Origin of the sequence: Microcoleus sp. LAD1_D5, assembly GCF_036702115.1 — a bacterium.
In the GTDB taxonomy this organism is placed as follows: domain Bacteria; phylum Cyanobacteriota; class Cyanobacteriia; order Cyanobacteriales; family Microcoleaceae; genus Microcoleus.
Map to the genome: position 1 here is coordinate 1 of NZ_JAUBSA010000036.1, position 14,487 is coordinate 14,487.

The following is a 14,487-nucleotide window of genomic DNA, read 5'->3' on the forward strand; positions in this document are numbered from 1 at the left end:
GAGTTTGAAACGTTCTACACTAAGAACATTCTGCTTAACGAAGGCATTCGTGCTTGGATGGCTCCTACGGACCAACCTCACGAAAACTACATCTTCCCTGAAGAAGTTCTGCCTCGCGGTAACGCACTTTAAAAAAATCTGGATTTGGATTTCAGATTAATTTAATTTTTTTAAACTAATCTGAAATCCAAATCCCTATTCCCTGGCGCAGGTGCGGTACTCCCGTGCCCTACTAGGGGAACAAAAAAACCCAAAATCCAAAATCTAAAATCGTTGGAGGTTCTACCGGGTGGTAACGCTCTCTAATTCCTACGCAAGCGGTCGCGACCAAGAATCCTCCGGGTTCGCTTGGTGGTCTGGCAACGCTCGTTTAATCAATCTCTCAGGCAAACTGCTGGGCGCACACGTCGCTCACTCTGGTTTGATCGTGTTCTGGGCCGGTGCAATGACTTTGTTTGAAGTCGCTCACTTTATCCCAGAAAAGCCCATGTACGAACAGGGCTTAATCTTGATGCCCCACATCGCTACTTTGGGTTGGGGCGTCGGCCCCGGCGGTGAAGTTACGGATATCTTCCCGTTCTTCGTAGTCGGCGTTCTTCACTTGATTTCATCTGCTGTTCTCGGTTTGGGCGGCATTTATCACGCCGTTCGCGGCCCGGAAGTTCTCGAAGAATACTCTTCGTTCTTCGGCTACGACTGGAAAGATAAGAACCAGATGACCAATATCATCGGCTACCACCTGATTCTGTTGGGATGCGGCGCTCTGCTGCTGGTAGCTAAGGCCATGTTCTTCGGCGGTGTCTATGACACTTGGGCTCCCGGCGGCGGTGACGTGCGTATTATCACGAACCCCACTCTGAACCCGGCTGTGATTTTTGGTTACTTGGTTCGGTCTCCTTTTGGTGGCGAAGGCTGGATTGTCAGCGTCAACAACATGGAAGACATCATTGGCGGTCACATCTGGCTTGGCCTGATTTGTATCGCTGGCGGTGTTTGGCACATTTTGACCAAGCCTTTCGGCTGGGCTCGCCGCGCCTTAATCTGGTCTGGCGAAGCTTACCTGTCTTACAGCTTGGGCGCTTTGTCCCTGATGGGCTTCATCGCTTGCTGCTTTGTCTGGTTCAACAACACTGCTTACCCCAGCGAATTCTACGGCCCGACGGGCCCGGAAGCTTCTCAAGCGCAAGCTTTGACCTTCCTGATCCGCGACCAACGCTTGGGTGCTAACGTCGGTTCTGCACAAGGCCCCACCGGTCTGGGTAAATACCTGATGCGCTCTCCTACTGGCGAAATCATTTTCGGTGGTGAAACGATGCGTTTCTGGGATTTCCAAGGCCCTTGGTTGGAACCCTTGCGTGGTACTAATGGTTTGGACTTGAACAAAATCAAGAATGACATTCAGCCTTGGCAAGCTCGCCGCGCGGCTGAGTACATGACTCACGCTCCTTTGGGTTCTTTGAACTCTGTGGGCGGTGTGGCGACTGAAGTTAACTCGTTTAACTTCACTTCTCCTCGTTCTTGGCTGTCCTGTTTCCACTTTGTGATGGGTTTCTTCTTCTTGGTCGGCCACTTGTGGCACGCTGGTCGCGCTCGCGCGGCTGTCGCTGGCTTTGAGAAGGGTATCGATCGCGAAAATGAACCAGTGCTGTCTATGCCTAATTTGGACTAATCGAGCGAATTTATTTCTGATTTGATTGTCTAATCGAAAAAAGCTCCTGCTTAACGGCGGGAGCTTTTTTTTGCTCCAATATCTGGAAAAAGCTGCGGATTGTCGATCGACTGTTCTCCGATCCCGCTAGCAGCAGATACAATCCTAGACGTACAAACCCGGTTTCTGAGTCAACATTTTGAATTACAATACTGTTTCTTTCAGTAAGCTCGTTCCTGAGCGAGCTTTTGCATCCTGGACTGAGATATTTCGGTGCGACCTTCATCGGTGGCGGTGAATGACTCTGCAAGTCTTGAAACTTGACAATTTTAATCCGTTGGGGTAAAGAGCTTGCAAGGCAGGCTCTACAAAGTTTATATTTAAAGTACCAAAGTTTTAATCCCACACAATGGAAAGTTGCAATGGAAAGTTGCAATTTTAAGGCAGATCGCTACAGGTGCAAAACTAATCGACGATCGCCATCAGGATATTTATATTTTATTAAATGGCTGTGCTTGCCGAATTTTTTAACAAGCACAAAACTTTTGGGCCACTTATGGTTATTGCTAGGAAAGCAAAAGATTAATAATGGACTCATTAAATATCGAAAATGTCAAGGTGAGGTTTGATCGAGCAAATTTGCTCGATCGCATCGTCCACCGCATTCGCCGCTCTCTAGAACTGCCCGAAATTCTGAGCGCAACAGCAGCGGAAGTTCAATCCTTCTTGGGAACAGACAGAGTAAAAATATACAAGTTTCATAGCGACGGCAGCGGTGAAGTGATTGCCGAATCAATTAACGACAACCGCTTGCCATCCCTATTGGGACTGCATTTTCCAGCAGAGGATATTCCCCCTCACGCCCGCGAACTGTTCGCGCAAGTACAGGTGCGATCGATCGTCGATATAGATTCCGGGCAGCTAGGTCAAAGCCCGCGCCTCGACGCGGTTTCCGGCCAACTGCTGCCCGACGAAATGCGCTTTCGTGCGATCGACCCCTGCCACGCTGAATACTTGACTGCACTCGGCGTCAAGGCTTGCTTGGTAGTACCAATTTTTCACGGCGAAGAATTCTGGGGGTTGTTGGTATCTCACCACTCCGAGTCCCGGAGTGTGGCAGAAAACGAACTCCAAGGCGTTCAGATGGTGGCAGATCAGCTCGGCGTCGCCATAGCCCAATCAACCCTCCTCGCCCGAGCGAGGGCGAAAGCTCAACGGGAAGCGGCAGTCAACCGCGTCGCCGCAGCCCTTCACTTCCAGCCGGCGATGGAACTCCAAACAGCTTTGGCAGAATCTGTAGCTGCACTAGACGCAGCCGGCGGCAGGCTGTGCATTTTCGCCACGCCATTCATTTCCGACAGCAGCAAGGTTACGAATCTACTTCCCTATTCGGATAACTCGAATCGGGAACTCACAGTCTACACTTGCGGCTCAGGGCCGAAGATGGGAATTTCCGCAAAATACGCGCAGGTTGAGCAATACAGCGTGTGGCACGAATATTTTAAATCCGGCGATCAACAGGTTTGGGCAATTCCCGACTTGTACCAAATTAGCAGTTTGAGAAGCCTGCAACCTGCATTTCGATCGACCAAAATTCGCAGCATTTTAATCGTACCGCTCAGAACCCGCCAGCAAATATTCGGTTACTTGACCATTTTTCGAGAAGAATTTGACACCGAAACTCTCTGGGCTAGACAGTTTGATAGCGACGGGCGGCTCGCCCAATCTCGGATATCTTTTGAAGCGTGGAAACAGTCAAAAACTGCCCAAATTCGCGAATGGAAAACAGAAGAAATTGAATTGCTCCAAATTTTTGGCAGCCACTTTTCTAATGCTATTAACCACTACCAACTCGATCAACAAATAGAGGAACTTAACACAAATTTAGAAAATCAAGTTCAAAAGCGCACCGCTCAACTACAGCAGTTGACCCAACAGCAGCGAGTGCTGTTTGAAGTGGTGGCAAAAATGCGGCAATCCCTCGACTTGAACAAGATTTTTAGCACGATGTCCCAGGAAGTGCGGCGGGCTTTAAATGCCGATCGAGTGGCGGTTTACCGCTTCGATCCCGCATCGGAATTTAACGACGGCGAATTCGTTGCCGAAGATGTTTTGCCAGATTTTGTGTCAACAATGGCAGTCAAAGTGTACGATCGCTGCTTTGGAGAAAACTACGCCAGCCTCTACTCTCAGGGACGAGTTCATGCAATGTCGGACATTAGACAGGCCGGACTGCAAGATTGCTATGAGCAACTATTAGAGCAATTTCAGGTCAAAGCTACTTTAGTTGCACCGGTGATGAAAGGCAAAGACCTTTGGGGGTTGCTGTGCGTACACCAGTGTTCGGCTCCCCGCAACTGGGAATCTTCCGAAATTAAATTTGCTACCCAAATTTCCGCTCAGCTCAGCATCGCCTTAGAACAAGCAGATCTGCTCGCTCAAACTCAGCAGCAAGCAGTTGAGTTGCAGCGGGCAGCAGAGCAGGAGCGAATACTGTTTGAGGTAGTTGCTAAGATTCGACAATCTCTCGATTTAGATACAATTTTTCGCACGACAACTACAGAACTGCGGCGGATTTTAAAGGCAGATAGAGTTGGCATTTATCGCTTCGATACGGACTCAAAGTTTAATGAAGGCTACTTTATTACCGAAGATGTTTTGCCAGGTTTTTGTTCGGCAATGGATGTGAAAATTAGCGATCATTGTTTTGGCGAAAACTATGCAAATAAATACAGCCAGGGACGCATTCAAGTGTTGCCCGATATCGAAAGTGCGGGACTCTCAGACTGCCACGCTGCTATTTTAGCTCAATTTCAAATTAGATCTCAGGTGATTATGCCGCTGATGAATGGCAGCGAGCTTTGGGGCTTGCTGTGCGTGCACCAGTGCGACGGTTCGCGCAATTGGAAAACTTCGGAAATCCAGTTTGCTACGCAAGTCGGAGCTCAGTTGAGCGTAGCATTAGAACAAGCAGATTTGCTCGCTAAAACGCGGCAGCAAACGATCGATTTGCAGGAAGTCGCCGAGCAACAGCGGATAATGTTTGAAGTGGTGGCAAAGATTCGAGAATCTCTCGATATCCACGCAATTTTTAAGACTGCAACCCAAGAAGTTTGTCAGTTTATGCAAGTCGATAGAATTGCTGTCTATCGCTTTAATCCTGATTGGGGTGGCCAATATGTGGCAGAGTTTGTGAAAGATGGCTGGATAAAATTGGTAGGGGAAGGTATCAGTACGGTTTGGCAAGATACTTATTTGCAGGAAAACCGAGGCGGCAGGTATGTCAATAATGAAACTCTAGCCGTTGACGATATCTATAAAGCTTGCCACTCGCAGTGTGTGGTCGGTATTTTAGAGCAATTTCAGGTAAAGGCTTATGCGATCGCGCCGATTTTTGTAGGACAAGAACTTTGGGGTTTGCTGACAGCGTATCAACATTCTGGAGTCCGCAGTTGGGAAAGTTCAGAAGTTAACTTTTTAGCTCAGATTGCCAATCAATTAGGCGTAGCTATCCAACAAGCCGATTTGCTGGCTCAAACCAGACGCCAAGCAGAACAAATCGCTCAAAGTTTAAAGGATTTGCAGCACACTCAAGCTCAATTGATTCAAACTGAAAAAATGTCTGGTTTGGGGCAACTGGTAGCCGGGATTGCTCACGAAATTAACAATCCGGTTAATTTTATTTATGGCAATCTCGATCACGCTACTGAATATACTGCTAGCTTACTGAGTTTGCTGGAACTTTACCAGCAGCAATATCCCGATTCTAGTCCTGAAATAGACAAATTGAGTGAAGATATTGACTTGGAGTTTCTGCTAGAAGATTTGCCAAAATTGCTATTGTCAATGAAGGTGGGAGCCGATCGCATCCGGCAAATAGTTTTGTCTTTGAGGAATTTCTCTCGTCTTGACGAAAGTCAAATGAAGGCCGTTGACATTCACGAAGGGATTGACAGCACGCTGTTAATTTTACAGCACCGACTGAAATCTAATGCTGACAGTGCCAACATTGTGCTAGTGAAAGAATACGGCATTTTGCCTCTGGTTGAGTGTTATGCTGGACAGTTGAATCAGGTGTTTATGAATGTCATCGGGAATGCGATCGATGCTTTGGAATCGCACAAGTTGCTCGCTGACCCATCTGTGGCTCCTCAAATTAAAATCTCTACTTCTGTCGGTCAACTTAATGGCAATCTTCCTAGCGCGGTGATTCGGATTTCTGACAACGGCACGGGAATTTCGGAATCTATGAGAAAACGCATATTTGACCCTTTTTTCACCACTAAGTCGGTGGGGAAAGGTACAGGATTGGGACTGTCAATTAGTTACCAAATTGTGGTAGAAAAACACGGCGGCGTTTTAAAATGCAATTCGGAATTGGGGAAGGGTACTGAGTTTGTGATCGAGATTCCGCTTCGGCAGCAGTCATTAGTCATGAGTCATTAGTCATTCTTGTAAAATTTAGCCAACAGTCAACAGTCAACAATCACGGACGCTGCAACCATAATTGATATAATTAATCTGCGTTAATCTGTGTTAGTCTGCCCTCATCTGCGGTTAAAAAAAGAGAATGTATTAACCGCAGATGACAAGGGATTGACGCTGATTCACCCAGATGCAGAGAAGAGATATATGAATAATTCCGATGCTAAAAGATTTGGAATCAGGCTTGATCGTGCGTATGCGATCGCATAGCCACCTTGTGGCATCGCCTGTGACAGTTGCCTAAGTCCTGATGCAAAAAAATGCCTATTTAATAGACTTTCATAAATTAGTTTCGCTCTTTTGTAGTTCTTGTTGGAGAGTATTCTTGACACGATCGTACTCACCCTCGATTTGAGCCAATAGGGTTGAGGCTCGATCGAGTTCACCAGAGGTACTCATGACTTCTAACCTGCCACAAAGCTGGGCCAGAGGAGCCGCGCTTAGGTTCGCACTACTGCCTTTGAGGGTATGAGCCGCTCGGTTTAGGGTTTGAGTATCCGCTTGGGCGATCGCAAATTTCATAGCTTGTAGCAACTTTAGAGCTTCCTCCAAGTAGCAGTTCGCCAGCAAGCTCAAAATCTTGGTTGAATCTTGATCGATGCTGCTACAGAAGGCTTGCAGTTCTGTGAGGTTAACCGCTGGTACATCAATTTCTGGCTGGTTGCTATCTGATTCATCTTTTTGGGCCTGCTGCTGTTCCTGGTTGGGTGGACACTGACTCAGCGCTTGGATGAGAGCCTCTACTCGAATTGGTTTACTGATATAGTCATTCATGCCAGCATCCAGACAAAGCTCGCGATCGCCCTCCATGGCATTCGCCGTCATGGCAATAATTCGGGGACGAGCATGAGCCGGCCACTCCTCACCAATACGACGGGTGGCTTCTAGCCCATCCATCTCTGGCATTTGTACATCCATCAGCACTACATCATAAGGCTGGCGATGCAGGGCTTCCAAGACTTCTAATCCATTGGCAGCAACATCGGCCCGGTATCCCAAACGCTCTAACAGCAGCAGTGCCACCTTCTGATTCACCAGATGATCCTCTGCTAACAGAATTCGCAGCGGAAGTCTCTGAGCCAATTTAATATCATCCTGAACAGAGCTAGGGGGCCGCTGTTGAACTTTTGTCGGTTGAGCTTGTAGTGCCTGAGTCAGCACTTCATAAAGCTGGGATTGTTTAATGGGTTTGCTTAAACAAGCCACAAAGTGGGTCGAGAGTGCTGAAGAACTCCCTTCTGGTTTGCCCATTGAAGTCAGCATCACCAGTGGTAAACGGTGGCACTTAGGAAGCTGATGGATTTCTGAGGCGAGTGTCAAGCCGTCCATCTTGGGCATTTGCATATCTAAAATAGCGACATCAAACGTTTCTCCACTCTGAAGCCAGTTGAGCGCTTCCACAGCCGATTGGGCTGCGCGAATCTCCATCCCCCAAGTCTGGGCTTGCAACGTCAGAATTTGTCGGTTAGTGGGCTGGTCATCCACGATTAATAAACGCTTGCTAGATAGTTCTGGTAGCATTTCAATCGGTTCCGCTAACTCAGTAGCAACAGCGGGTGCGACTATCGTGAAGTAGAAGGTAGAACCCATTGTGATTCGAGGAGCCTGAGCGGCTTGCCATTTGGGTGAAGGGGTTCCTCCGACGTGGCCTCGGCTCTCAACCCACATCATGCCGTTCATCGTTTCACTAAGTCGCTTACTAATCGCCAGACCTAAACCACTCCCTCCATACTGCCGAGTCGTCGAAGCATCTACTTGACTAAAAGACTTGAACAGTCGATCGAGGCGGTTGGCTGGAATGCCAATCCCTGTGTCTTGAATGGCAAACTCGATTTCATACAAGCTTTCTGACAAGTTCTCAGGCTCAGAAATCGTTTTGTCAGAATCAACTAGAGAGGCTTGCACCGAAATGGTAACTTCCCCAGTTTCGGTAAACTTAATCGCATTGTTGAGCAAGTTAACTAGAATCTGACGGAGACGGGTGACATCACCCAAAATGAACTTAGGAGTTTGAGGGTAAATAAGGTAGCCCAACTCAATCTCTTTCTCATCTGCTTTAACTGCAAGTTGGTCGATCGCACCTTCTATGCAATCTCTCAAGCTCAAGGGATACATTTCTAGCTCTAGCTTGCCCGACTCAATTTTGGAGAAGTCAAGGATGTCGTTGATGATGCTCAGGAGGGTATCGCCACTATTGCGAATCATCTCGATAAAGTCTCGCTGTTGAGCCTTGAGTTCTGTATCGAGCAGTAGTCCCGTCATACCAATAACCGCATTCATGGGAGTGCGAATTTCATGGCTCATCATCGCCAGAAACTCACTTTTGGCTCGGTTCGCAGCTTCTGCTTCTCGTCTAGTTTGCTCCAGGGCAAAGTTTTTCAGAGTTAATTCTTCTCGTTGTCGAGTTTCTTGCTCTAGTAATTTGGCTTGAGCTAGGGCAATTCCTACTTGAGCCGCGACGGATTCTAGCAACTCGATTTGATCGGCAGTCCAATGACGGTAGCGATCGCACTGGTACAGACAAATGGCACCATTCGGTTCTCCTTGGTAAGAGGTTCGCACTGCTAATGTCGATCTCAATTTGAGGCGGGTAAAAATTGAATCTGCACAGGTGAGCAATGAATCGCAATAGACATCCGGGGAGGCGATAGCTTCATCTTGAGCCATCAACTGTTTTGCATAAGCAGGACTCGCCACCAGAATGTCATACTCGCCACTAGGGGCCGATCCCACTGCTAGATACTCTGTAACTACAGGAAACTGAGGCTGCGGATTGTCCTGGTATGTGCTAATTAAGCAGCGACTGACCCCAAAAGTTTGCCCAATCTCAATAGCAGCCGTTTCAAATATCTGCTGAGCATTGAGGCTTTGACGAATTTCTTGGGTAATTTGCTTCAGCAGTAGGGCTTTTTGCAACTGTCGTTGTAGTGCTTCTTCTGCCTGCTTGCGATCGGTAATATCCTTCATGAAGCAGTGATACCCTACAAAAACATTTTGCTCGTTATAAGCAGAAACCATCACCACTTGTTTATAGAAGCTAGAGCCATTTTTTCTCATCCCCCTAGCTTCTACTTCGACTCTGCCGTCTCTCAACATCTGCTGATAAGCAGTTACCATCTTCTCAACATCTTCAGGATGAACAGTTCTTTGCCATTCCATCCCTAGCATTTCGTCAGGCTGATATCCGGTGATGGCAGCATAAGTAACATTGACAGAGATATAGCGTCCTTGAGTATCCAGCCGAGAAATGCCTGCCACGGCATTTTCTAGCGCCGCACTCATTTGTTGTAGTTCTGCTTCGGCTCGTTTGCGATCGGTAATTTCAATGAGGATGCAACCCACTGCTATAGGCTGGTCTGCATCCTTGAAAATGGGAAAGTGAGAAGCGAGCCAGTAGCGGTTGGCACCGGTTTGACTGGGTACTTCTGGGCTCCTTTCCAAGTTGATTGAAGGTTGTCCAGTGGCTAACACCTGTTGTAACAGGACATTCACATCAGGAGCAAATTCCCCCAAAATATCCTCGGTTGTCTTGCCTAAGTGAGCCTCCACAGAGTGGCCATAAATTTCAGCTAATGCCTCATTGATTTGTAAAAATCGAAACTGCCGATCGTGGATACACAGCCCCACCCCTGCTAGGGAAGCTCCTTTAAAGAAAGCATTCAATAATTGCTCTCTGGCTTGAATTTCCTGCTCTAACTGTTTGCGGTTGGTAATATCGCTGTGAGAACCAGTCATACGCACAACTCTACCCGCTGCATCCGAAAGTGCTTGCCCTCGAGCCAAAATCCATTTGTAGCTCCCATCCTTGCAAAGCACTTGATGTTCTGTAATATAAAAGGGAGTTTTGCGCTGAAAGTGATCTTGAATGGCTTGCATCACCCATTCGATATCGTCGGGATGAACTCGCTTACTCCATTCATCAAAGTGATTCGGGATTTCATGCTCCTGGTAGCCCAACATCTCTTTCCAGCGAGCCGAGAAGAATACTTCATTGGTGTTGACGTTCCAATCCCATACCCCATCATTACTACCACGTAGGGCGAGTTGCCACCGCTCTTCACTGGCTTGCAGAGCGACTTCTGACTGATGCCGTTCAATTTCACTACCAATCCACTGAGCCATCAGCTTCAGCAATTCCACATGGGCAGATTTAAAGCTGTCTGCACGCGGAGATTTACTAGAAAAGCTGAGGGTACTGTAGACTTTGCCTGCAACTAAAACTCGTGTTCCCATATAAGCTTCTATGCCAAGGGCAAGATAGGCAGGATGGTAACGCCATTTGGACGTGCCTATATGTTCGATGGTTAGGGGTTCATTTGTGTCTAAAGCTTCACAGCACAAAGTTTGGTTAATATCAAAGACATCACCTGGTTTCAGGACTTGATCGGGCGATCGCACAGCCATCACCTCATAACGGTTATCTTGCACACGAGCCAAGATGCCACATTCAAGCCGAAATATCTGACATCCCATCTCAATCAACGCTTGGGTGCGCTGCTCAAAATTGAGATTTTGGGTAGCAGTGACTTCATATAAAGCTCGTATTGCCGCCTCTCTTGTTCTTAGTTCAGCTTCGGCTTGTTTACGTCTCTTAATTTCAGCTTTCAGAGAGCGATTGATTTTGGATAATCTTTGCGTTCGTTCTTGAACCCGCTGTTCTAAAGTAGCGTTGACGTGTTTAATCTCGCTAAATTTTTGATTGAGTGCGATCGCCATCAATTGAAAATTGCTAGCAAGCTCATTGATTTCCGTAACAGAGGTATGTTTCCATTCAAATGTTTCTTCTGAAAGCTTGTTGGGTAAGTCAGTAGTCGCCAGAGCTAAAAAGGATAACGGCTTGACCAGTCGTTCGCTAACCACCGTTGCAAACAAAAATGCCAACATTGTGATGACGAGAAGAATAATCAGATCTATCTTGTAGCGATTTTGTAAATTTTCTATATAGGGAGCTGCTGGAATTTCTAAGCGTAATCTCCATGTAAGGTCTGGGGTAATCGTAAATTCCTGTATATATAAAGAGTTTTTCCAACGGATCATCGGATAGTTGCCCTTGCTAGGAACCCACTGCTGCAAGGTTCCCTCTAAGGTGCGAGTGCTGCCGTGCTTTGACTCTTGAACACTGGTCAACAGCTTTTGGTCGGATTGATTACTCGCAATAACTTGGTTGTTTTGATCGAGCAATGTAATGCGTAGTTGCTGATTGTTTTGCTGAAAAATGTATAGAGCTTGGATCTGGCTCAATGCTAATGAAGCGTGGATCAGGCCAAGGAAATGACCTTGAATTTGCAGGGGAACATTCAACCCTACATGAGGTTCGTCAATTAATAAATCGTTGTGGATAGGAGTCATCCAAGGTCTCAACCGCTCTTGAGCCAGGGTAATTAGAGATTTATGTTCGGTGCTTTGTTCAATCAACTGCCGACGTGTTTGATTTAAAGGAGGAGAAGCCGCTAAAACTGTTCCAGATGAATCGCTCACATAAATTTTGTCGAAATCGGGAAACCACTGCTCGAGCAGGCTAATGTCTTGTTGCAGTTGATCGGATGATTGAATCGCTTGATTAGCAGGAGTGGCGGCTTCAGTAATGACCGATTTTTCCGCTAATGTGTTCAACGCTAAAAGATGTCGCTGATGCCATCTAGATAGACCGCTACTGAGATTTCTCCCCTTTGTTTGTAACTCAGTTTGCACAGTCGTCTGAATTTGAGCGACCAAGTATCTACCATCAATAACTAATAGGATAAGTCCTGGAATAAAGACAAAAGCAACCAACAAATGAAAAATAGTTTGTTTTAATGAGAGGGTCTGGAAATGCTTTGAATGCCTAACCCACAGATGACTCGGCGCATAAGAAATGATTAAGCTGGCCACTAAGGCATTAAAAATGCCGTTGACTGCTTGTTTGCACATCACTAGCAGGACTTGAGCCGCCTCCATGTGCAGCATTTGACCGTAGAAAAGCCAAACGAGAGGCATTCCAATTAAGAACCAGTAAATCCCATCCAATAAAAGGAGGTTCGGATGTTTACGCTTGCAAAGAAACCCTACAAATAGAGCCTCAATTACCAAGATAATTATGGCGTATGGATGATTCCAAAGGACATAAGTATAGCTGCCTGCTATTAGACTGGCCAAACTTCCCCAGCCCCAGCCGAAGTAGTAAGTAATAATCAGTATTGCAATACTGCCAAAGAGGAAATCAACCCCAAAGAAAAGAGATAAACTGAAATAGTTGCCCAGAAAAGCCGCACCAGTGAGAAGGGCGATCGCACCGAACCATCTTTGATCACGCACTGAGCTAGCTCCTCCCATAAACTTCTAGAATCGCTACTTGCTGAATATAAACTGATTTTGATAAAAAATCGTTGTAGAGACACTCTCGTGCTATTTCTGACAGTTTCAATGAAGGTCGCACAACCGATTATTTAGGCTTTAATACTCAAATCAAGGCTTACTCATGCAGGACTTGATATTTCGCTAAACTTTTAATAAATAATTATTCCCAATTACGAGAGGCATAGTTTTTACCTTATGATTTAACGGGTGAATTTATTAACTGTATGAATCTTGGTACAAAAAGTATTACGACCTTGGTCTTTAGCTTCATAAAGTGCTGCATCGGCAGCAGTAATTAAATTTTCTGGTCGGCTGTCTTGGGTAGGAAGCACACTGGTAATACCGAAGCTGAGCGTAATGTAATGATGTGGAGAACTCTTATGGACTATTGCTAAAGCTTGGATGCCAGCCTGCATTTGCTTAACGATTTGGACAGCTCCCTCAAGCTCTGTGTCGGATAAAATCACTACAAATTCTTCACCTCCATAACGTGCTACTAAATCTCCCGCTCGATTAATACTGCGATTGAGAGTTGTGGCAACTTTCTGTAAACATACATCCCCTGCTTGGTGTCCATAAGTATCGTTGTAAGGCTTGAAGAAATCGATATCACACAAAATTAGTGACAAAGGAGTTTGCTGCCGGGTCATGCGTCGCCACTCCTCCTCTAGCTGTTGGTCAAACTGACGGCGATTGGCAATCTGAGTCAAACCGTCAATTGACGCTAAATATTTTAATTGTCGATTGGCGGCTTCTAGCTGCTTGTAAAGTATGGTTTGTTGCTGTTGCAAGTGGAATTGCTGAATCAACCGTCGCACTCTCTGTCGCAGAACAGCCCAGTGAATCGGCTTAGTGATATAGTCAGCCGCTCCCGCTGCAAACGCTCGATCGACAGATTCTTTGTCTTCCAAGCTAGTAATCATCAAAATAGGTGGGCGATCGCTCTCAGACACTTCAGATAATTTTTGACAACAAGCAAAACCATCCATAGTAGGCATCACTGCATCTAGCAGGATGAGGTCGGGATGTAGTTCCTCATAAGCTGCTAGCCCTGTCAACCCATCACTAGCTTCCGCCACTCGGTATTGTTCCTTCTGTAAATACAGTCGAAGTTGCAAACGCATCAAGGCATCGTCATCCACAATCAGAATTAGAGAGGACGATTCCGTAGATGGGGTAGTCAAAATGGTTGACTCTTCTAATGATTGATACATACGTCATGGTGTATCTTAAGCTCTGGAAACATTCTAGCCTAGCATATTTTGAGCTGGGAATGGAAAATGAAAACTTTGTAAATATCTCAGAAATGATACACAAGCTGAGCTTCCGCAGCAAAATCCGACGCAGCGTCAGGTTTCTTTAACTAACGACCACAGTCTGCTTAAAATTTATCCCTTTTTTTCGGAGATATAAAGTCTGGTAACTCGCGCTAATTTTTGTAGGTATCTAATTATTTTTGGGTACGTTAAACAGTTTTTACAACGCCGAGCGAGCTTTGACGAATGAGCACCTGTTACGCCTCGCACGATCGCTCGTTCTCCCGCGCTCGCCCCTGGGATACTCTGCTATATTTATTGATAACATTTGGTATATAGCAATCCTCCCATCATTTGTGAATTTCTTACTCCCTCCCCTTACTAAGGGGAGGGTTGGGGTGGGGTAAAAAAAATACGATTCCTGCAAGAATTGCTATATTAGGAATAATATTTAGGGAAATATTAAACTCAAAGTTCCTCAACTTTATTATAGCTTGAGCAATGGGAGTTAGTAGGACTTCAAGCCAGTCAAGAACGAGTTATGGTGGGTTGATGAGCGACTCACGGATTATCCGAGGATTGACCAGTGCTAAGAAACTGTTTAGAAGGGTTAAGGGTTATCTATTAGTAAGTGCTGACGCTCAATCGGCTCATTTTTTTGCAGATGAGTCGACTCAGTTTCAAACGAATAAAGTAAATAACCAATCGCGGTTAATTGCAACAGATAAATATCAACCGCTTCCTGAGTGGGAGAAGGTTCGG

4 protein-coding genes and 1 pseudogene are annotated in these 14,487 nt (G+C 46.1%); 3 read left to right on the forward strand and 2 right to left on the reverse strand.

Annotation, left to right across the window (positions count from 1 at the left end; all coding sequences use genetic code 11):
• The 3 genes and pseudogenes from QUA70_RS16285 to QUA70_RS16295 all read left to right on the forward strand — a co-directional run.
• Positions 1-132: pseudogene (locus QUA70_RS16285) on the forward strand (photosystem II D2 protein (photosystem q(a) protein)); the annotation flags it as partial.
• A 157-nt stretch (positions 133-289) separates the two neighbouring features.
• Positions 290-1,669: a photosystem II reaction center protein CP43 gene (gene psbC / locus QUA70_RS16290; protein ID WP_333333173.1), complete on the forward strand. Its 1,380-nt coding sequence runs from the start codon at positions 290-292 to the stop codon at positions 1,667-1,669.
• Between the two features lie 567 nt (positions 1,670-2,236).
• The gene (locus QUA70_RS16295) at positions 2,237-6,094 is read left to right on the forward strand and encodes a GAF domain-containing protein (RefSeq protein WP_333348534.1); all 3,858 of its coding nucleotides are present in this window, start codon (positions 2,237-2,239) and stop codon (positions 6,092-6,094) included.
• Between the two features lie 318 nt (positions 6,095-6,412).
• Here QUA70_RS16295 and QUA70_RS16300 read toward each other — a convergent pair whose 3' ends face one another.
• A complete protein-coding gene (locus QUA70_RS16300; RefSeq protein WP_333348536.1) occupies positions 6,413-12,427 on the reverse strand; it encodes a response regulator in 6,015 nt (2,004 codons plus the stop codon).
• A 242-nt stretch (positions 12,428-12,669) separates the two neighbouring features.
• Positions 12,670-13,683 carry a PleD family two-component system response regulator gene (locus tag QUA70_RS16305; protein WP_333348538.1) on the reverse strand — a complete coding sequence of 338 codons (1,014 nt, stop codon included), beginning with the start codon at positions 13,681-13,683 and terminating at the stop codon, positions 12,670-12,672.
• Between the last annotated feature and the right edge of the window lie 804 nt (positions 13,684-14,487).